Here is a 19,822-nt window from a genome sequence, read left to right on the forward strand (position 1 = left end):
GCGTGGCTGAATACATATCGTCATTTCGGGAAAATTTCCATTAGTCGTGGGGCTATCCGCTCCAGCGGACGCACTTCCACGGCCGCGTCGATGGCGACGGCCGCCTTGGGCATGCCGTACACCGCACTGCTCTGCTGGTCCTGGGCGATGGTCAGGTAACCCTGCTGACGCATGAGCTTGAGCCCTTGCGCACCATCGCGGCCCATGCCGGTGAGCAGCACGCCCACCGCATCGCCGCGCCAGAACCGCGCCACGCTCTCGAAAAACACATTGATCGAGGGGCGGTAGATTTCATTCACCGGCTCGGCGGTGTAGGCCAGGGTGCAATCGGCGAGCAGGCGAATATGGTGGTTGGTGCCGGCCAGCAACACCTGGCCCGGCTGCGGCGGCTCGCCTTCGCGGGCCAGGCGAACGGTCTGGCCGGAAGCGCTGCTGAGCCATTCGGCCATGCCCGCGGCGAACACCTGATCGACATGCTGGACCAGCACGATGGATGCCGGAAATGCCCTGGGCAGGCCTTTGAGCAACACCTCCAGCGCCGCCGGCCCGCCCGCGGACGAGCCGATGGCCACCAGCCCCTGGCGTTGCGCGGCCTGGCGCAACGGTGCCGACACGGGGCGCACGCTGCTGGCGCGCTGCTGGCCGATCAGCCAGGAAATATTGAAGATCTTGCGCAGCAGCGGCGCCGCCGCTTCCTTGGGGTCGCCGCCGCCGAGGGCCGGCGTGTCCACGACGTCCAGCGCGCCGTAGCCCATGGCCTCGAACACCCGGTGCACGTTCTGCCGGCGATCGACGGTGACGATGACGATCGCGCAAGGCGTTTCGGCCATGATCCGCCGGGTCGCCTCGACGCCGTCCATCTGCGGCATGATCAGGTCCATCAGCAGCAGGTCCGGGGTCTGTTCGGCGCAGCGGCGCACCGCCTCGGCGCCATCGCTGGCGACCCAGATCACCTCGTGGGCCGGCTCGTATGCCAGGGCGCGGCGCAGGGCCTCCACGGCCAGGGGCATATCGTTGACGATGGCAATTTTCATCCCTGCGCACCCCCGATCAGTTCAACCACGGCATCGAGCAAGGCGTCATCGTGGAAACTCGCCTTGGCCAGATAATAGTCGGCGCCAGCATCGAGGCCGCGTCGCCGGTCTTCTTCACGGTCTTTGTAGGACACCACCATCACCGGCAGCGATTGCAGGCGACTGTCGCGGCGCAACAGCGTGACCAGCTCGATGCCGTCCATGCGCGGCATGTCGATGTCGGTGATCAGCAGGTCGAAGTCCTCGCTGCGCAGCGCGTTCCAGCCATCCATCCCGTCCACCGCCACCGCCACTTCGTAGCCGCGGTTGCTCAGCAGCTTGCGTTGCAGCTCGCGCACGGTCAGCGAGTCGTCCACCACCAGCACGCGCTTGCGCGCCACTTCGCGCGTCCCGCCGCCGCCGCGCTCGATGCGCTCCAGGCGGCCCGTACTGAGGAGTTTTTCCACCGAGCGCAGCAAGTCTTCGACGTCGACGATCAGCACCACCGAACCGTTGTCCAGCAGCGCTCCGGCCGAGATGTCCTGGATCTTGCCCAGGCGCGCGTCGAGGGGCATCACCACCAACACCCGCTCGCCGATCAGCCGCTCCACCGCCACGCCATAAAGCGTTTCGCGCTCGCGGATCACCACGACCTTGATGCTCTGCCCGTCACCCGGCGTCGCCGGGCGATTGAGCAACTGGCTGGCCGAGACCAGGCCGATATGCCGGCCTTCGTGCCAGAACTGCTGGCGGCCTTCGAGCTGCACGATGGCTTCGGCCGGCAGTTCCAGGGTGCGTTCGATATGGGCCAGCGGGAAAGCGTAGGCTTCGCCGCTGACCTCCACCACCAGGCTGCGCACCACCGACAGGGTCAGCGGCACTTCCAGGTGGAAGCGGCTACCGTGGCCGCTGCTCTGGGTCATCTCGATCTGCCCGCGCAACTGTCGGACCATGTGTTGCACCGCATCCAGGCCAACGCCGCGACCGGACACCTCGGTGACCTTGTCGCGCAGGCTGAAGCCCGGCAGGAACAGGAAGGTCAGCAGTTCCGCCTCGCTCATCTGCGCCACGGTTTCGGCCGGCGAGAGCTGGCGCTCGACGATGCTGCGGCTCAGGCCGCGCAGGTCCACGCCGCCTCCGTCATCGCTCAGTTCCAGAATCAGCAAACCCGCCTGGTGCGACGCGCGCAAGCGGATGGTGCCTTCCATCGGCTTGCCGGCGAGCAGGCGCTGCTCGGGCATTTCGATGCCATGATCGACAGCGTTGCGCAGCAGGTGGGTCAGCGGCGCTTCGAGTTTTTCCAGGACGTCACGGTCGACCTGGGTCTTCTCGCCCTCGATCTCCAGGCGCACCTGCTTGCCCAGCGAGCGGCCAAGGTCGCGAACCATCCGACTCTGCCCGGTGAGGACATCGGCGAACGGCCGCATGCGGCACGCCAGCGCGGTGTCGTAGAGCAACTGCGCGCGCTGACCGGCCTGCCAGCCCAACTCATCGAAGTCGGCGGCCTGCTGCAACAGCATCTGTTGGGTTTCGCCCATGAGTTGCTGGGTCAGGGCGAGGCTTTCGAGAATCTCGGCGCCCTGCTCTCCGGCATCGATCTGCGCCTTGAGCCCGTCGAGGGCGCGCAGGCTTTGCCCGTGGACGCGCTTGAGGCGCTGCAGGGTGGCAAGAAACGGTTTGAAGCGCTGGGTTTCCACCAGCGCCTTGCTCGACAGGTCGAGCAGGCTGTTCAAGCGCTCGGCGGTAACCCGCAGGACACGTTCGCCGCCCTCGGTGGGCTTGCCCCGGCTGACCGGGCGCGGCTCCGGCTCGGCTTCGGCTTCCGCCTCGACCTCAGGCTCGGCAAGCACGGGCGCGGGTTCGAGCGCCACTGGCGCGGGCGCGGCCACGGGCAGCGGCGGCACGGACGGCGCCGCGCCGGGCTGCAGCAAGCCGGCCATCTGCACCAGAAAAGCCTGCACCGCGGCACTGACGGTGGCGTCCGCCGGGTTGGCAACGCGCATCAGCAGGTCGGTGCCCTGCAACAGCGCGTCGATGTGCTCCGGGCGCAGGCGCAAGCGGCCTTCCTGCGCCTCCACCAGGCAATCTTCCATGACGTGGGCGACGCTGACCCCGGCATCGACGCCGACGATCCGCGCGGCGCCCTTGAGCGAGTGCGCCGCGCGCATGCAGGCTTCGAGCTGGTCGGCCTGGGTCGGGTCGCGTTCCAGCGCCAGCAGTCCCGTACTGAGCACCTGGGTCTGGGCCTCGGCCTCCAGGCTGAACAGTTCGAGCAACGAGGCATCGCGCATTTGCTCTGGGGTCATGAAAGGCTCCGGTCTACGGCGGACAACAGGTGATCCTCATCGAGAATCCGCACGCTGCGACCACGCCATTGCAGGACCTGGCGGGTGAAGCGGTTTTCATTGGCGACCTCGCCATGCAGCCCCTGCTGATCGAGCGCATGGATGCCGTCCACTTCATCCACCGGCAGCACCACCGCGCCGCCGCTGGCGGAGACGATCAACATGCGCGGCATGACCCGCGCCGAACTGGCCGCCGCCGGTGCGACTTCCAGGCCCAACAGATCGGCCAGGGACAGGCACGGCACCAGCGCGCCGCGCACATTGGCCACGCCTTGCAGCACCCGCGAACGCTGGTGCGGCAGCGAGTGCACCGGTTGCATCGGCGACACCTCGGCCAGGCAGCGGGTGGCCAGGGCCAGCCATTCTTCGCCGAGGCGGAACAACAGCAGCGACGGCCCGGCGTGGACCTGCTCTTCGCTGTCCTCGCGCACGTGGGCGTCCTGGGCCAGGGCGTAGCGGTCCAGCAGGCGCGTCGCGGCGGCGGCATACACCGCGCAGTTGCGGCAGTGCACATGTTCGGCCAGCAACGGGCAGCTCTTGTCGCCGTGCACGCCGATGCGGTTCCAGCAATCGTCGATATGCTCGACGTCGCCGCTCAGTACGCTGATTGCGTTGCTCATTGCTCACCTCCCCGCTCGCGCCGCGCCGCACGTTCCTGCAGGCGTCGGGCACCGACGGTATCGCCGCGCGATTGCAACAGCGCCGCCAGGTGCGCCAGGGCCTCGGGGTGTTGCGGCTCCAGATAAAGCGCCTTGCGGTACTGACCGATGGCTTCGCTGGCATCGCCGGCGGTGTCGCTGAGCAGGCCCAGCCAATAGAACACCTGGGCCGACGGTTCGAACTGCTTGAGGTAACGCTGACACGCCGCGCGGGCCTGTTCGCTGTTGCCGCCGTTGGCCAGCACGGCGATCTGCGCCAGCAACTCGCCGGCTTGCTGGTCACGCGCCGCGTTCGGGGCACGCGAAGCGGGTGCTGGCGCGCTCGGCACCAGCGGACGGCGCGGGGTGGACGCCGGCGGCGCGGGCCACGGCGCGCGGGCCGGGGCTGGCGGCGGAAGACTGGCCGGCTTGCTCGGCGCCACGTCAACCTCGGCCACGTGCCGCACATAGGCGAACGACTGGGCGATACCCAGCGGACGCATGCCCAACCGCGCCAGCAGGCTGCCTTCGGCCGGGCCGATAAACAGCACGCCACCGGCATGAGTGAGGTTCTTCAACACCTCGAACACCCGCTGCTGGGTGGGGATATCGAAATAGATCAGCAGGTTGCGGCAGAACACAAAGTCGTAGGTGCCTTGACGGGCCAACAGCGCAGGGTCGAGGACATTCCCCGCTTCGAACTGCACCTGCTTGCGCACGCGGTCGTCGAGGCGATGGCCGTCATCGGTTTCGCTGAAATGACGCTCGCGAAAGTCCTGGTGGCTGCCGCGAAACGAGTTGCGCCCGTACAGCCCGCGCTCGGCACGGGCGATGGAATTGGGGCTGATGTCCATGGCATCGACGCGAAACGCGTGGGACGCGACGCCGCCGTCGAGCAGCGCCATGGCAATCGAATACGGCTCCTCGCCGGTGGAACAGGGCAGGCTGAGAATCCGCAACGGCCGCGCACCGCCGAGTTCGGCCAGGCGTTTGTGGGCCAGGCCGACCAGTGCGGTGAAGGATTCCGGATAGCGGAAAAACCACGTCTCGGGAACGATCACGGCCTCGATCAGCGCTTGTTGTTCCTGGGAAGACTGCTGCAAACGCAGCCAGTAATCGTCCAGGTCGTGGGCCTCCAGCGCCGCGCAGCGCTGGCGCAAGGCGCGTTCGACCATCTGCTCGCCAACCGAGGCGACGTCGAGGCCGATGCGATCCTGCAAAAAGCGGAAGAACCGCCGCTCGATGCTCATGGCTGCACCTCGAGCGCGGCCCCGGCGGGCGGAAAGAGCAAGCCGCGGACGTCGTCGCTGAGTAGGTCCTGAACGCCGATCCACTGCAACAGGCCCTGAGCGTCTTCGCGCACCGGGCCGAGGTACGGCGCCTCGCGGTTGTCGACGCCGTAGGGACGAAATTCCGCCGGATCGCAGCGCAGCGTATCGCTGGCCTGTTCGAGAATCAGCCCGAGCAACAGGTCGGGGCGCGTGGTGTCCGCGCGGTAATGCACCAGCACCAGGCGCGTGCTGGTGCGGTGCGAGGCCGGCTGGCCGAAGCTGAGGGCGCTGATGTCGATCACCGGCACCAGCGCGCCGCGATGGGCCAACACCCCGGCCACCCAGTCGGGCGTCCGCGCGATGGGCTTGAGCGGCAAGCGCGGCAACACCTCGGCGATTTCGCGGGTGTCGAGGGCAAACCGCTGTCCGCCAATGCGGAACACCAGGAACAACCGTCCCTGGCAGGCCGCGTCCTCGCTGCGGCGGGGCTTCAGCTCGTTCATCGCCACGTCAGACTTTGAACCGTGAAACGCCACCACGCAGGCCGACCGCCACCTGACTCAATTCGTCGATGGCGAAACTGGCCTGGCGCAGCGACTCGACGGTCTGGCTGCTGGCGTCGCTGAGCTGGGCCAGGGCGTGGTTGATCTGCTCGGCGCCGGTGGCCTGGGCCTGCATGCCTTCGTTGACCATCAGCACCCGCGGTGCCAGCGCCTGGACCTGATGGATGATCTGGCTCAACTGCTCGCCGACCTGCTGCACCTCGAACATGCCGCGGCGCACTTCCTCGGAGAACTTGTCCATGCCCATCACCCCGGCGGACACCGCCGACTGGATTTCCCGGACCATCTGTTCGATGTCGTAGGTGGCCACGGCAGTCTGGTCGGCCAGACGGCGCACTTCGGTGGCGACCACGGCGAAACCGCGACCGTATTCACCGGCCTTTTCCGCTTCGATGGCGGCGTTGAGCGAGAGCAGGTTGGTCTGGTCGGCGACCTTGACGATGGTCACCACCACCTGATTGATGTTGCCGGCCTTCTCGTTGAGGGTCGCCAGCTTGTTGTTGACCAGATCGGCAGCGCCCATCACCTGGTGCATGGTTTCTTCCATCCGCGCCAGGCCCTGCTGGCCGGAACCGGCGAGCACCGAGGCCTGGTCGGCGGCGGACGTCACTTCGGTCATGGTCCGCACCAGATCCCGCGAGGTCGCGGCGATTTCCCGCGAGGTCGCGCCGATCTCGGTGGTGGTGGCGGCGGTTTCGGTGGCGGTCGCCTGCTGCTGCTTGGAGGTGGCGGCGATCTCGGTCACCGAGGTGGTGACCTGCACCGACGAGCGCTGGGCCTGGGACACCAGGCCGGTGAGTTCGCTGACCATCTCGTTGAAACCGTTTTCCACCGCGCCGAATTCGTCGTTGCGGTCCAGGTTCATGCGCACGCTGAGGTCACCGCCGCGCAGCACTTCCAGGGCGCGGACGATACGCTGCATCGGCTCGGTGATGACGCGCATCAGCAGCAGGCCGCAGATGCCGGCGGCAACGACCGCCAGCAGCAGCGAGACGATCATGCTGATCTTGGCGGTGGACACGGCGTCGACGATGTTGTCGGTGGCGTGATCGGCGGAGCGGCGATTCCAGTCGATCAGCCCGTTGAGGTTCTTGCGACCGTCGGCCCAGGCCGGGGTCAGGTTCTCGATGAGCAAGCGTTGCGCTTCGGCGTAGTCCTGCTTGCCATAGGCCGCCAGCACCGCACTCAGCGCCTGATGATAAGTCTCGACCAGCACCTTGAAGGTTTCGAAGTTGGCCGTGTCTTCGGCATCGTTCATGGTCTGCTGGTAGTTGGCCATCTGCTGGCGCAGGCGCTCTTCGAAGTTCTTGTACAACGCCAGGTCGGCGTCGCTGAGCTCACGGTGATTGGACAGGCCCACCAGTTGCTGGGTCAGCACATAGCTGTCGACCCACGCGCTGCGGATCATCGAGCTGTAGTAGACCCCGGGGATGCTGTCGGAGCGGACGGTTTCTTCGCTGCTTTCGATGGCCATCAACCGCGAATACGCGGCAATGACCATCAGCGACATGATGGCGATGATCACGGCGAAACTTGCCAGGATCCGTTGGCGCAATGTCCAGTTCTTCACAATCAGCCCTCGAGCGTTCTACGCGTCAGGAAAAATGGGCTGATTATAGCCCACGCCTTACGCCAGCATGGGACTGATCCTACAGGAGTGAACGGGCAAAACGGCCTCATTTGTGGCCATTTGCCCATTTCATTGACTCAGATCGTCCGAACCTGCTTCTCAAGCTCGACCTTAAGCGCCGGGTCGAGCCGCAACTGGCGGGCCAGTTCATCCAGGTAGGCGCGCTCCATGAAATGTTCTTCGTCCACCAGCATGACGCTGGCCAGGTACATTTCCGCGGCCATTTCCGGCGTGCCGGCGGCACGCGCGACGTCGGCCGGGTCGAGCGGTTTGTTCAGCTCGGCGTGCAGCCAGTGCTGCAGGTCGCGGTCGTTGCCGGAAAGTTTGACGAACTCGCCTTCGATCAACTCGCGCTCGCGTTCATCGACATGCCCGTCAGCCTTGGCTGCGGCCACCAGCGCCTTGAGGATCGCCTGGCTGTGCTGCTCGACTTGCGCGGGGGGCAGGCGGTCGAGGGTCTGCGGCTCGCCTTTCGGCGCGGCGGCCTGTTGCGCCTGCCAGTTGCCGTAGGCCTTGTAGGCCAGCACGCCGAGCGCGGCCAGGCCGCCGTAGGTCAGCGCCTTGCCACCGTATTTACGGGCCTTCTTGTTGCCGAGCAACAACCCCATCGCCCCCGCCGCCAGCGCACCACCGCCGGCACCGGAGAGGAGACTGCCGAGGCCGCCGCTGCCGCCCTTGTTCGCGCTGGAGGATGTGCCGGTCTGTTTTTGCAGCAAGTCCTGACCGGACTTGAGCAGTTGATCGAGCAAACCACGGGTGTTCATTGCGAGCCTCCTGAGGCGCGGTTGTCCGAAAGCACCCGATGAAATGTCAGCGTGGTAATCGGAAAACCTGAATTGCCAATGTGGGAAAAACACTGACGGATAAGAGCCGAATCCTAACCGCGGGTTTCCGGGCCTCTGGGTGAAAATGTATTTCCTCTGATGACAACGCCGGTGTCCTCGAATCGATGGCAATCGTTGCTTGGTTCGGCTGCATCGTCGCGCATATAGCGAATTCGGTTAACCGCGCTTTTGTATTAACCCCTTCGCCCAACTACTTTCAGAGGTGCCCCGCACAGGCCTGCCCGATCACCCGCGCTTGTCGCGACAGCCCATCTGCCAAACGGAGTTCGTCGATGCGCTTACCGCTGTTGTTCACCGCCACCACATTGGCACTGTCGCTGTCCTTGCTGCCGCCGAACGCACACGGCGCGGATGATCCGCAGCGCGACCCGGCGGCCATCGCCGCGCTCGTTGCCCTCGGCAACTACCTGCAAAGCATCGAACGCTTCAGCCTGAGCGCCCGCAGCGAAACCGACCAGCAACTCGACAGCGGCCAGACCATCGCCTTCCAGCACCACACCCAGGTGCTCGCGGAGCGTCCCGACAAGCTCTACGTCAACGTCGACCAGAACAGCGCCAGCCGGCAGTTCTTCTACGACGGCAAGCGCTTCACCCTGTACGACCAGCGCCTGAACTACTTCACCCGCGGCGACGCCCCCGACAGCATCGACACACTGCTGGACCGGCTGGCCGATCGCTACGGCATCGAACTGCCGCTGGCCGACCTGTTTCGCTGGAACGCCGGGACCGCCGATGACGTCGGCATTAGCCAGGCCTACGTGATCGACAAGGAAAACATCGAAGGACAGACCTGCACGCACTACGCCTACCGCCAGCCGGACATCGACTGGCAACTGTGGCTGCGCGAAGGCGCGGCGCCATTGCCGTGCCGGCTGGTGATTACCCGCCGCGACGACCCAGAGCGACCAAGGCACAGCGTCAGCTTCGCCTGGGACCTCACCTCGCCGATCAAGGCCGACGCCTTCACCTTCACCCCGCCGGCCAAGGCGCTGGCGGTGCCGCTGGTCGAACTGCGCAAGGGAGAACAGCCATGAATTACGGGCGCGGTGCGCTGGTGCTCGGGGTCGTGGTGGTTCTGCTGATTCCCGCCGTGAGCGAGGCCTGGCAGTTGCGCGGGGGCGGTGGTGGGCGCACGTTCGTGGTGCCGCATCATGCGGGGGGTGGATTCCAGCGGCCGGGGTTCGAGCCGGGTTATCGGCCGCAGCCCATGCCTCGGCCGCAGCCGGGGCCGGGGCCGGGGCCGGGGCCGCATCCTGGGCCAGAACCGCATCCGGGGCCACATCCTGAGCCGGGGCCCGGGCCGCATCCACTGCCGCCGGGGCCGGGACCGCATCCCATGCCTCCCGGACCCGGGCCAGGACCCATGCCGCCTCCGCCACCTCCACCGCCGCCCCCACCGGATGGCTGGTATCACCCTTGGGCGACCGCCGCAGTGATCGGGGCAACCACCGCGACCGCAATTGCGATTGGCAGCGAAGTGGCGTCGGTGCCGCCGGATTGTGTGTCGGTGGTGGCCAGCGGGGTCGCGTACCAGCATTGCGGGAGCACGTGGTATCAGCCGCAGTATGTGGGTAACAGCGTCCGGTTCGTGGTGGTCAGGGCGCCTTGGTAACGGGGCGCTATACCAGAACGCCCCCCGTCGCCTGCCGGTACTGCCTCGGCGTAAACCCGGTCAGCACCTTGAACTGCCGGGTAAACGCACTGTGATCGGTATACCCGCAGCGCAACGCCACCTCGGTAATCGGCAACTCGGTATGTAAAAGCTGGTGAGCATGTTCCAGCCGCACTTTGTGGATCATCTGCCGCGGCGTCAGGTGGAACACCCGCTTGCAGTAGCGTTCCAGTTGCGCCACGGAAATTCCGGCGACGCGGGTCAATTCGCGCATGGTCACCGGCTGGTGAAAATTCGCCCGGATGTACTCGTCCACCGCCGCCAGCCGCTGATACGCAGGGTGCGAATCGCTGGCCGATTGCAGGTCCACCGACACCCCCGCCAGGCCGATGATTTCCCCGCGGCGGTTATATAACGGGCGCTTGTGGGTCAAACACCAACCGGGTTCGCGCGACCCGTACAAGTGCAATTCCAGTTGGTCCTCCAATACCCGGCCTTCTTCCAGTACCCGCCGATCCTGTTCGGTATATCCGGGGCCCAATTGCGCCGGAAAGACTTCGGCGCTGGTCTTGCCCAACAAAGGCCTCAGTTGTTTGAAACCACAGCGTTGTATCAACGCCAGATTGGCCAACAGATAACGCGCCTGAACATCCTTGATGAATATCGCCACATTGGGAATGGCATCGAACAACGGCAATAAGAACGCCATGCCGGATAACAGCTCTTCGATGGTTTCAGGGCGGCACTGAGCATTGCCCTGACAGAGGATGGCAAACGCGCTGGGGGTCATGGGGCGGGCTCTCGTTCTTGACCGATTGGTAAAAATCCACAAGCGGGTTCTCACCAGGTGGACACTTTGCCGCACCCTCCCCGGACTGTCGAGCCTCGACGGACGCCACAGAGGGCGTGGCTTGTAAGGCTTCAGAAATTTTCCGAAGAGTCATAGGGAAATTTCCTAACTATGCCGATTTCGTCATTCCTCTTGAAGAAAACCATCAAGCGCCGAGGCGCCGATGGGTCCACTGTATTGGCATTGCCTGAGTCGTCGAAAACGTTGTGGCGAAGTCCAGGCAAGACCACCAGCCCGCGCCCTGGAATGCGTTGGCGAGCGTGCGCCGGGGTAACGAGGAAGTGTGTCTTCGCTAGCGCAACGCAATGGGTTTTATAAGAACGCGGTTAAACAAAACCGTAAACACCGTATCGGGTGATCCCCGAAACAGTGCTTTCAAAGTGACATCACTTCTGCCTATCCAATAACCCACAAGAAGGCGACGCCATGTCAGGCAAAGGCAAGTTCAAAAAACAACTTTCATTGATAGACCTCACCTTTATCGGACTGGGAGCCATCTTTGGTTCTGGCTGGCTGTTCGCCGCCAGCCACGTGTCCGCCATCGCCGGTCCCGCGGGGATCTTTTCCTGGTTGCTGGGCGGTTTCGCCGTTCTGTTGCTGGGCATCGTCTACTGCGAACTGGGCGCCGCCCTGCCCCGCGCCGGTGGCGTGGTGCGTTACCCGGTCTATTCCCACGGCCCGCTGCTGGGCTACCTGATGGGCTTCATCACGCTGATCGCGTTTTCCAGCCTGGTGGCCATCGAAGTGGTCGCCGCGCGCCAATACGCCGCGGCCTGGTTCCCGGAGCTGACCAAGGTCGGTTCCAGTGACCCGACCGTCCTCGGCTGGCTGGTGCAGTTCGGCCTGCTCTGCCTGTTCTTCGCCCTCAACTACTACAGCGTGAAGACCTTCGCCAAGTCCAACAACCTGATCAGCGTGTTCAAGTTCATCGTGCCGCTGCTGGTGATCGGCGTGCTGTTCACCTTCTTCAAACCGGAAAATTTCACCTCCCAGGGCTTCATGCCGTTCGGGCTTTCCGGGGTGGAAATGGCGGTATCCGCCGGCGGCATCATCTTCGCCTACCTGGGCCTGACTCCGATCATCTCGGTGGCCTCGGAAGTGAAGAACCCGCAACGCACCATCCCGATCGCGCTGATCCTCTCGGTGCTGCTGTCCACCGCCATCTATGCCTTGCTGCAGATCGCCTTCCTCGGCGGCATTCCGACCGAAATGCTGGCCAACGGCTGGTCCGGCATCGCCAAGGAACTCGCCCTGCCGTACCGCGACATCGCCCTGGCGCTGGGCGTGGGCTGGCTGGCGTATCTGGTGGTGGCCGACGCGGTGATCTCGCCCAGCGGCTGCGGCAACATCTACATGAACGCCACCCCGCGCGTGGTCTACGGCTGGGCCAAGACCGGCACCTTCTTCAAGGTCTTCACCCGCATCGACGAACAATCCGGCATCCCGCGCCCGGCGCTGTGGCTGACCTTCGGCCTGTCGGTGTTCTGGACCCTGCCGTTCCCGTCCTGGGAAGCGCTGATCAATGTGGTTTCCGCCGCGCTGATCCTCAGCTACGCCGTCGCCCCGGTGTCGGTCGCCGCGCTGCGCCGCAATGCCCCTGACATGCCGCGTCCGTTCCGCGTCCGCCGCATGGGCCTGCTCGGTCCGCTGTCGTTCATCATCGCCGCGCTGATCGTCTACTGGTCCGGCTGGAAGACCGTGTCCTGGCTGCTCAGCCTGCAGATCCTGATGTTCGTCATCTACCTGATGTGCGGCCGCTTCGTCCCGACCCAGCACCTGAGCCTGGCCCAGCAAGTGCGCTCGTCGGCCTGGCTGATCGGTTTCTACGCGGTGACCATCCTGCTCTCCTGGCTCGGCAGTTTCGGCGGCATGGGTGTCATTGCCCATCCGTTCGACACCCTGGTCGTGGCCGCCTGCGCCCTCGGCATTTACTACTGGGGCGCGGCAACCGGCGTACCGGCGCACCTGGTGCAACTGGAGTCCGACGACGCGGAAAGCGACGCCGAACACAGCGCCCAGAGCGCTCCGGCCGGCGCCCGCGCCCAACTGTCCTGAGCCTGCGGAGTCCCGTGATGAACCAGCGCATCAACCTCAGCCTCGACCAGGTGTTCGACCTGGCGCACCGCGCCCTGACCCACAACGGCATGGCCGACGACCATGCCCGGGCGATCGCCGAGGTGATCACCCAGGGCCAGCGCGACGAATGTCACTCCCACGGTCTGTACCGGGTGCTGGTATGCGTGCGTTCGCTGCGCTCGGGCAAGGTCGATCCGGCGGCGCAACCGACCGTGAGTCAGCCGTCGCCGGCCATCGTCAAGGTGGACGCGCACTTCGCCTACTCGCTGCTGGCCTTCCAGCACGGTTTGCCACGGTTGGTTGAAGCGGCGCGCAAACAGGGCGTGGCGGCGCTGGTGATCCGCAACTGCTTCCACTTCTCGGCGCTGTGGCCGGAAGTGGAAGCCATCGCCGCCCACGGACTGGTGGGCATGGCGATGACCCCGAGCCATGCCTGGGTGGCGCCGGAAGGCGGCAAGCGCGGCGTGTTCGGCACCAACCCGCTGGCCTTCGCCTGGCCACGGGCGGGCCAGGAGCCGTTCGTCTTCGACTTCGCCACCAGCGCCATCGCCCGCGGCGACATCGAGCTGCACGCCCGCCAGGAAAAAGCTATTCCACTGGGCTGGGGCTTGAACACCGAAGGCCAGCCGACCACCGACGCCCGCGCCGCGCTGGACGGTGCCATGCAGACCTTCGGCGGACACAAGGGCTCGGCCCTGGCGGCAATGATCGAATTGCTGGCCGGCGCGCTGATCGGCGACCTCACCAGCGCCGACTCCCTGGCCTTCGACGCCGGGGCCGGGGCTACGCCATGCCATGGCGAACTGCTGCTGGCGTTCGATCCGCAGCGCTTCGGCGGTGACGATTTCGAGCGCGGCCAGCAACGAGCCGAACAGTTGTTCAGCGCCATCACCGGCCAGGGCGCGAGGCTGCCCTCGCAACGCCGCTTCGCCGCGCGCCAGCGCTCACAGGCCGAGGGCGTGTGGGTCGAGCGCAGCCTGCTGCGGGATATCGAAGGCCTGTTGGCCTGACCTGACAACAACGCATTCTTGAGGGACAGACTGATGAAACAGATCCGCGTGATTGACTCCCACACCGAAGGCGAACCCACCCGCCTGGTGCTGGACGGTTTCCCGCAACCGGCCGGCGAGACCATGGCGCAAAAGCGCGATGCACTGCGCCAGCAGCACGACCAGTGGCGCCGCGCCTGCCTGCTCGAACCCCGTGGCAACGACGTCCTGGTGGGCGCGCTGTACACGCCACCGGTGTCGGAGGACGCCACTTGCGGCGTGATCTTCTTCAACAACGCCGGTTACCTGGGCATGTGCGGCCACGGCACCATCGGCCTGGTCGCCTCGCTGCATCACCTGGGCAAAATCGCCCCCGGCGAGCACAAGATCGACACCCCGGTCGGCCAGGTCAGCGCCACCCTGCACGACGACGGCGCGATCACCGTGGCCAACGTGCCGTCCTACCGCTACCGCAAGCAAGTGCCGGTGGACGTGCCGGGTTACGGCCGCGTCTTCGGCGATATCGCCTGGGGCGGCAACTGGTTCTTCCTGGTGTCCGAGCACGGCCAGGAACTGCACCTGAGCAACGTCGAGCTGCTCACCGACTTCACCTGGAAGATGCTTCGCGCCCTGGAAGACCAGGGCATCCACGGCGAGGACGGTGCGCTGATCGACCATATCGAACTGTTCGCCGACGACGCCGAGGCCGACAGCCGCAACTTCGTCATGTGCCCCGGCAAAGCCTACGACCGCTCGCCCTGCGGCACCGGCACCAGCGCCAAGCTCGCGTGCCTGGCCGCCGACGGCAAGCTGGCCGCCGGCGAGCCCTGGGTACAGGCGAGCATCACCGCCAGCCGCTTCGAAGGTCGCTACGAATGGGACGGCGAGCGCATCCGTCCGTTCATCACCGGCCGCGCCTACATGACCGCCGACGCCACCCTGCTTATCGACGAAAACGACCCCTTCGCCTGGGGCATCTGAGCCCCCTGCTGTAGGAGCGAGCTCGCTCGCGAAGGACCGCCAAGCGGTCCCGTCCCCTCTCCCGACTCAAACTGAACACAAAGGACCAAGACTCATGACCACCAACATCTTCACCGGCACCATCCCCGCCCTGATGACCCCTTGCACCCCGGACCGCAAACCGGACTTCGACGCGCTGGTGAAAAAAGGCCGCGAACTGATCGAAGCCGGCATGAGCGCCGTGGTCTATTGCGGCTCCATGGGTGACTGGCCGCTGCTGACCGAAGCCGAGCGCCAGGAAGGTGTGGCGCGCCTGGTGGCCGCCGGCATTCCGACCATCGTCGGCACCGGCGCGGTCAACTCCCGCGAAGCCGTGTCCCACGCCGCCCACGCAGCCAAAGTCGGCGCCCACGGCCTGATGGTGATTCCACGCGTGCTGTCTCGCGGCGCCTCGCCGGCCGCTCAGGAAGCGCACTTCGCGGCAATCCTGGAAGCCGCGCCGAAACTGCCGGCGGTGATCTACAACAGCCCTTACTACGGCTTCGCCACTCGCGCCGACCTGTTCTTCAAGCTGCGCCGCCAGTACCCGAACCTGATCGGCTTCAAGGAGTTCGGCGGTGCCGCCGACATGCGCTACGCCGCCGAGCACATCACCTCGCAGGACCAGGACGTGATCCTGATGGCCGGCGTCGACACCCAGGTCGTGCACGGCTTCGTCAACTGCGGCGCGACCGGTGCCATCACCGGTATCGGCAACGCCCTGCCGCGCGAAGTGCTGTTGCTGGTCGACCTGAGCAAGAAAGCCGCCAAGGGTGACGCCGTCGCCCGCCGCCAGGCACTGGAGCTGTCGGACGCCCTGCAAGTGCTGTCGTCCTTCGATGAAGGCTGCGACCTGGTGCTCTACTACAAGCACCTGATGGTGCTCAACGGCGACACCGAATACAGCCTGCACTTCAACGAAACCGACGTGCTCAGCGACGCCCAGCGCAACTACGCCGAGACCCAGTACACGCTGTTCCGCCAGTGGTTCGCCACCTGGTCGGCGAGCAACAACGTCGCCTGATCCCTCGCGGCGCCTTGTGCGCCGCTTCCGTTTCTTGCCGGCTGTGCGCAGCCGGCCACCCTCGAATTCATTTCAGGAGCCGTTATGACCCTGACAGGCAACATGCTGATCGGTCAGCACGCCGTAACCGGCAGCCGCGAAGCCATCCGCGCGATCGACCCGGCCACCAACCGGGTGCTCGAACCGGCTTATCCGGGCGGCACCACCGAGCAGGTAGAACAAGCCTGCGCCCTGGCCTGGTCGGCGTTCGACCGCTACCGGGAGACTTCGCTGGAAGTCCGCGCGCAGTTTCTCGAACGTATCGCCAGCGAGATCGAAGCGCTGGGTGACGAACTGATCGACCGCGCCGTGGCCGAAAGCGGCCTGCCGCGCGCCCGGATCCAGGGCGAACGCGGTCGCACCTGCGGGCAACTGCGCACCTTCGCCCGTACTGTTCGCGCCGGTGAATGGCTGGACGTGCGCGTCGACAACGCGCAGCCGCAACGCCAACCGCTGCCCCGCGCCGACCTGCGTCAGCGGCAGGTGGCGCTGGGCCCGGTGGCCGTGTTCGGCGCCAGCAACTTCCCGCTGGCCTTCTCCGTCGCCGGCGGCGACACCGCTTCGGCCCTGGCCGCCGGCTGCCCGGTGATCGTCAAGGCCCACGGCGCCCATCCCGGCACCAGTGAACTGGTCGGCCAGGCACTGGCCCGCGCGGTGAAACACTGCGAGCTGCCAGCCGGAGTGTTCTCGCTGCTGTACGGCTCCGGTCGTGAAGTGGGCATCGCGCTGGTCTGCGATCCGCGCATCAAGGCCGTGGGTTTCACCGGTTCGCGCAGCGGCGGCATCGCTCTGTGCCAGGCGGCCGCAGCACGGGCCGAGCCAATTCCGGTGTACGCGGAAATGAGTTCGATCAACCCGGTGTTCCTCTTCCCGTCCGCCCTGCAGGCCCGCGCCGAAGCGCTGGCGCAAGGCTTCGTCGCCTCGCTGAACCAGGGCGCCGGGCAGTTCTGCACCAACCCCGGCCTGGTCATCGCCCGCCAGGGCGCCGACCTCGACCGCTTTATCGCCACCGCCGCCCAGCACATCTGGCAGAGCCCGGCGCAGACCATGCTCACCCCGGGCATCTTCAGCGCCTACCGCAACGGCATCGAAGCGCTGGCCGGCAACCCCAACGCCGACACCGCCGCCGCCGGCCTCGCCGCTGAAGGCCCGAACCAGTGCCAGACGCACCTGTTCGTCACCCAGGCAGCGGATTTCCTCGCCGATCCGAGCCTGCAAGCGGAGGTGTTCGGCTCCGCCTCGCTGGTGGTGACCTGCGCCGATGACGCACAAGTCCGCGAGGTGGCCGAGCACCTCGAAGGCCAATTGACCGCGACCCTGCACCTGGACGAAGCCGACCTCGACGACGTCCGCGCCCTGCTGCCGACGCTTGAACGCAAGGCCGGGCGCCTGCTGGTCAACGGCTGGCCGACTGGCGTGGAAGTCTGTGATGCGATGGTCCATGGCGGCCCGTTCCCGGCCACCTCGGATACCCGGAGCACCTCGGTGGGGACCGCGGCGATCCTGCGTTTCCTGCGGCCGGTGTGCTACCAGGACTTCCCCGACAACCTGCTGCCCGCCGCGCTGCAACACGGCAACCCGCTGCACTTGCGGCGCCTGCTCGACGGCCAGAGAGAGGCCTGATCGATGGCCACGACCTTCACCCCCAACGTGGATATCGCCGTGATCGGCGCCGGCATCGTCGGCGTCGCCTGCGCGCTGCAACTGGCCCGCCAGGGCCAGCGGGTGTTGCTGGTGGACCGTCAGGCGCCGGGCATGGGCGCCTCGTTCGGCAACGCCGGGCACCTGGCGACCGAGCAGGTGTTTCCCATCGCCGACCTGTCGATCCTCAAGCGCCTGCCGGCGATGCTCATGGACCCCATGGGCCCGCTGCGCCTGGACTGGAAATACCTGCCGCGGGCCTTGCCGTGGTTCACTCGCCTGCTGCTGAACCTGCGCCCGGCACCGTTTCGCCGCAGCGTGGCCGGCATCCGCGCCCTCAACGAAAGCAGCCTGGCGGCTTGGCGGCGCCTGCTGGATTCCATTGGCCACACGGAAATGCTCAAGCAGGACGGTTCGCTGCTGGTCTTCGAGCGTCCCGAATCACGCCCGGCCATCGACGCCCTGCACGCGCGCATGCGCCAGCAGAATGTCGAGGTGACGTTGTGGCAGGCGGACGCCGTGCGCGCCGCCGCGCCGCAACTGAGCGAGCATCTGTTGGGCGGTCTGTTCTTCCCCGCGACCGGGCACTTCCTCGATCCGCACCAGGCGGTGGAAGCACTGTTCGACGCCGCCACGGCTGCGGGCGTGCAGTTCGTTCAGCGAGACGTACAGGGCGGGCAACTCAAGGCCGACGGCGTCGCGTTGCGCACCGAACAGGGCGAACTGGTGGTGCCTCGGGTGCTGATCGCCTGCGGCGCTCATTCGGCTCACCTGACCGAAGCGCTGACCGGCACGCGGGTGCCGCTGGATACCGAACGCGGCTATCACCTGATGCTGCCCCACGAGCACGACCGGCTGCCGTTCGCCGTCACCTCGCTGGAGCGCAAGTTCATCATGACGCCCATGTCCGGCGGCCTGCGCCTGGCCGGCACGGTCGAATTCGCCGGCCTGGAGCGCCCGGCCAACATGGCCCGGGCCTGGCAGTTGCAGCGGCTGAGCCAGGGTTTGTTCAAGCGCGAACTGAATGCCGAAGCGGCGACGCCGTGGATGGGCTTTCGGCCTTCGCTGCCGGATTCGTTGCCGGTGATTGATCGGGTGTGTGAAGGCCGTGTGCTGCTGGCTTTCGGTCATCAACATCTGGGGCTGACCCAGGCGGCGGTGACGGCGGAGATGGTCGCAGCATTGGCGGGCTCGGCGACGCCCGCCACTGCGTTGCCGAACGTCGCAGCCTATCGGCTCGCGCGTTTCTAGTGAGTCGAGTCCACCAGCACTTCTTCCCCCAACGCCCCATTGGCGGGTAGCGGCTGATTGGTCGAGTTGGCGGCGCGCATCACCCTGATCGCACGCGCGCCGACGGCCTGTGCGGAACGGATGTCGCTGTCGGAGTCACCGTAGTAGAGGTGCACCCCACGGTCCTGGAGAAAGCGCGCCTTCTCCGGGCCCGAGGTGAACACCACCGGTTGCATGTCCCTGATGGCGAAAGCCTGCTTGAGGATCGCGGTGACCTGCTCACCCTCGGTCTGCGGTCGGGCGGTGACGAAAAACAGCGTGTCGCCGCGGCGCTGATGCAGGTCGATCAGGGCACGGGCTACGTCCTTGGGAATCGAATAGCGGTCACAGCCCGCGTTGGTTTCCGTCCAGAACGCCCTGTTCTTCAGGTAGTCGTTGCTGCCCGGCGAATACTTCTGCTGGCCCTCGTAGAAACAGGGGCTGGAGAACAACACGGTGTCGTCGATATCGAACCCTACCGCCATCGGCGCCGTGTCGCCGAGGCTGCTGGTGAGTTGCTGCAGGGTAATCCAGTGCACACCGGCAGGGCGCGACGGGTCGGAACATCCCGCCAGGGTCAGCGCCAGCAATGCGGCCAGCATCCGTTGGAAAGTACGCACACAAACCTCTCGTTTCGAAAGTGGAGACCTTGTCACTCGCTGGCGCCACACCCGTGGTGCCCGACAAGGGGTCTACCTGAATAACTGACAGTCATGTCAATTTCGTTTCGATACGCCAGGTTTCGTCAGCAACTGATACCGGCATCCCATTACCGGTTCCAGACTGTTCAACAAACAGTCTATTTAGACCCTTACAGCCTGCCACCGCCCTTTCAATCGCATCGTTTTCCCGGGATTGATATCTTTTTGCCACTCGACAGCAAGCACTTAATCAAACTGTAACGTCCTCCTCCTAGGGTGTTCCTGACATCAGTGACAGCTTTGAAAGGTTTCGCACCGAGGGCTCTCACAACACAGTCGAAGTAGCCGCGCCGCTATCAGCCGGCCGACGAACAAAA

General features: G+C 65.9%; 16 protein-coding genes. 7 read left to right on the forward strand and 9 right to left on the reverse strand.

Translation table 11 applies throughout. The features are described from left to right. Positions 1–20: 20 nt before the first annotated feature. From CKW37_RS03980 to CKW37_RS04010, 7 genes are all read right to left on the reverse strand, one after another. On the reverse strand, positions 21–1,034 hold the full coding sequence (locus tag CKW37_RS03980; protein WP_095154140.1) for a chemotaxis response regulator protein-glutamate methylesterase: 1,014 nt from the start codon (positions 1,032–1,034) through the stop codon (positions 21–23). After that, positions 1,031–3,319, reverse strand: a complete 2,289-nt coding sequence (locus tag CKW37_RS03985; protein WP_095154141.1) for a hybrid sensor histidine kinase/response regulator — start codon at positions 3,317–3,319, stop codon at positions 1,031–1,033. The genes CKW37_RS03980 and CKW37_RS03985 overlap by 4 nt, the downstream gene beginning before the upstream one ends. Continuing rightward, entirely contained in the window at positions 3,316–3,978 is a 663-nt protein-coding gene (locus tag CKW37_RS03990) for a chemotaxis protein CheW (protein WP_095154142.1), read from the reverse strand. Before CKW37_RS03990 ends, CKW37_RS03985 begins: the two co-directional genes overlap by 4 nt. Continuing rightward, positions 3,975–5,246 carry a protein-glutamate O-methyltransferase CheR gene (locus CKW37_RS03995; protein ID WP_095154143.1) on the reverse strand — a complete coding sequence of 424 codons (1,272 nt, stop codon included), beginning with the start codon at positions 5,244–5,246 and terminating at the stop codon, positions 3,975–3,977. The genes CKW37_RS03990 and CKW37_RS03995 overlap by 4 nt, the downstream gene beginning before the upstream one ends. Next, on the reverse strand, positions 5,243–5,770 hold the full coding sequence (locus tag CKW37_RS04000; protein WP_095154144.1) for a chemotaxis protein CheW: 528 nt from the start codon (positions 5,768–5,770) through the stop codon (positions 5,243–5,245). Before CKW37_RS04000 ends, CKW37_RS03995 begins: the two co-directional genes overlap by 4 nt. Positions 5,771–5,777: 7 nt before the next feature. Then, the gene (locus tag CKW37_RS04005; protein WP_095154145.1) at positions 5,778–7,400 is read right to left on the reverse strand and encodes a methyl-accepting chemotaxis protein; all 1,623 of its coding nucleotides are present in this window, start codon (positions 7,398–7,400) and stop codon (positions 5,778–5,780) included. Positions 7,401–7,537: 137 nt separating this feature from the next. Then, entirely contained in the window at positions 7,538–8,224 is a 687-nt protein-coding gene (locus CKW37_RS04010) for a tellurite resistance TerB family protein (RefSeq protein ID WP_095154146.1), read from the reverse strand. 353 nt (positions 8,225–8,577) lie between these two features. Between CKW37_RS04010 and CKW37_RS04015 the strand changes: the two genes are divergently transcribed. Next, positions 8,578–9,339 carry a DUF2092 domain-containing protein gene (locus tag CKW37_RS04015; protein ID WP_095154147.1) on the forward strand — a complete coding sequence of 254 codons (762 nt, stop codon included), beginning with the start codon at positions 8,578–8,580 and terminating at the stop codon, positions 9,337–9,339. Between the two features lie 585 nt (positions 9,340–9,924). Here CKW37_RS04015 and CKW37_RS04025 read toward each other — a convergent pair. After that, a complete protein-coding gene (locus tag CKW37_RS04025; RefSeq protein WP_095154149.1) occupies positions 9,925–10,707 on the reverse strand; it encodes an AraC family transcriptional regulator in 783 nt (260 codons plus the stop codon). Positions 10,708–11,193: 486 nt separating this feature from the next. Between CKW37_RS04025 and CKW37_RS04030 the strand changes: the two genes are divergently transcribed. From CKW37_RS04030 to CKW37_RS04055, 6 genes are all read left to right on the forward strand, one after another. Beyond that, positions 11,194–12,822 carry an APC family permease gene (locus CKW37_RS04030; RefSeq protein WP_095154150.1) on the forward strand — a complete coding sequence of 543 codons (1,629 nt, stop codon included), beginning with the start codon at positions 11,194–11,196 and terminating at the stop codon, positions 12,820–12,822. Positions 12,823–12,839: 17 nt separating this feature from the next. Next, entirely contained in the window at positions 12,840–13,853 is a 1,014-nt protein-coding gene (locus CKW37_RS04035; protein WP_095154151.1) for an Ldh family oxidoreductase, read from the forward strand. 33 nt (positions 13,854–13,886) lie between these two features. Beyond that, positions 13,887–14,813, forward strand: coding sequence for a 4-hydroxyproline epimerase (locus CKW37_RS04040; protein WP_095154152.1), 927 nt, complete (start codon positions 13,887–13,889; stop codon positions 14,811–14,813). 94 nt (positions 14,814–14,907) lie between these two features. Then, positions 14,908–15,855 carry a dihydrodipicolinate synthase family protein gene (locus tag CKW37_RS04045; RefSeq protein WP_095154153.1) on the forward strand — a complete coding sequence of 316 codons (948 nt, stop codon included), beginning with the start codon at positions 14,908–14,910 and terminating at the stop codon, positions 15,853–15,855. Between the two features lie 84 nt (positions 15,856–15,939). Beyond that, entirely contained in the window at positions 15,940–17,517 is a 1,578-nt protein-coding gene (locus CKW37_RS04050) for an aldehyde dehydrogenase (NADP(+)) (protein WP_095154154.1), read from the forward strand. Positions 17,518–17,520: 3 nt separating this feature from the next. Then, positions 17,521–18,786 carry an FAD-binding oxidoreductase gene (locus CKW37_RS04055; RefSeq protein WP_095154155.1) on the forward strand — a complete coding sequence of 422 codons (1,266 nt, stop codon included), beginning with the start codon at positions 17,521–17,523 and terminating at the stop codon, positions 18,784–18,786. Here CKW37_RS04055 and aphA read toward each other — a convergent pair. Next, positions 18,783–19,424 (reverse strand): acid phosphatase AphA, encoded by a 642-nt coding sequence (aphA, locus tag CKW37_RS04060; RefSeq protein ID WP_256587680.1) that lies wholly within the window; start codon positions 19,422–19,424, stop codon positions 18,783–18,785. The two genes, CKW37_RS04055 and aphA, sit on opposite strands and share 4 nt — an antisense overlap. Between the last annotated feature and the right edge of the window lie 398 nt (positions 19,425–19,822).

Source organism: Pseudomonas sp. Irchel 3E13, from assembly GCF_900187455.1.
Lineage (GTDB): Bacteria > Pseudomonadota > Gammaproteobacteria > Pseudomonadales > Pseudomonadaceae > Aquipseudomonas.

What these genes read in the sequence shown, in the direction of transcription:
- CKW37_RS03990 (WP_095154142.1), bottom strand. Translation starts at nt 3,978, where the DNA reads ATGAGCAACGCAATCAGCGTACTGAGCGGCGACGTCGAGCATATCGAC.
- CKW37_RS04030 (WP_095154150.1), top strand. Translation starts at nt 11,194, where the DNA reads ATGTCAGGCAAAGGCAAGTTCAAAAAACAACTTTCATTGATAGACCTC.
- CKW37_RS04050 (WP_095154154.1), top strand. Translation starts at nt 15,940, where the DNA reads ATGACCCTGACAGGCAACATGCTGATCGGTCAGCACGCCGTAACCGGC.
- CKW37_RS03995 (WP_095154143.1), bottom strand. Translation starts at nt 5,246, where the DNA reads ATGAGCATCGAGCGGCGGTTCTTCCGCTTTTTGCAGGATCGCATCGGC.
- CKW37_RS03980 (WP_095154140.1), bottom strand. Translation starts at nt 1,034, where the DNA reads ATGAAAATTGCCATCGTCAACGATATGCCCCTGGCCGTGGAGGCCCTG.
- CKW37_RS04045 (WP_095154153.1), top strand. Translation starts at nt 14,908, where the DNA reads ATGACCACCAACATCTTCACCGGCACCATCCCCGCCCTGATGACCCCT.
- CKW37_RS04040 (WP_095154152.1), top strand. Translation starts at nt 13,887, where the DNA reads ATGAAACAGATCCGCGTGATTGACTCCCACACCGAAGGCGAACCCACC.
- CKW37_RS04010 (WP_095154146.1), bottom strand. Translation starts at nt 8,224, where the DNA reads ATGAACACCCGTGGTTTGCTCGATCAACTGCTCAAGTCCGGTCAGGAC.
- CKW37_RS04000 (WP_095154144.1), bottom strand. Translation starts at nt 5,770, where the DNA reads ATGAACGAGCTGAAGCCCCGCCGCAGCGAGGACGCGGCCTGCCAGGGA.
- CKW37_RS04025 (WP_095154149.1), bottom strand. Translation starts at nt 10,707, where the DNA reads ATGACCCCCAGCGCGTTTGCCATCCTCTGTCAGGGCAATGCTCAGTGC.
- CKW37_RS04055 (WP_095154155.1), top strand. Translation starts at nt 17,521, where the DNA reads ATGGCCACGACCTTCACCCCCAACGTGGATATCGCCGTGATCGGCGCC.
- CKW37_RS04035 (WP_095154151.1), top strand. Translation starts at nt 12,840, where the DNA reads ATGAACCAGCGCATCAACCTCAGCCTCGACCAGGTGTTCGACCTGGCG.
- CKW37_RS04015 (WP_095154147.1), top strand. Translation starts at nt 8,578, where the DNA reads ATGCGCTTACCGCTGTTGTTCACCGCCACCACATTGGCACTGTCGCTG.
- CKW37_RS03985 (WP_095154141.1), bottom strand. Translation starts at nt 3,319, where the DNA reads ATGACCCCAGAGCAAATGCGCGATGCCTCGTTGCTCGAACTGTTCAGC.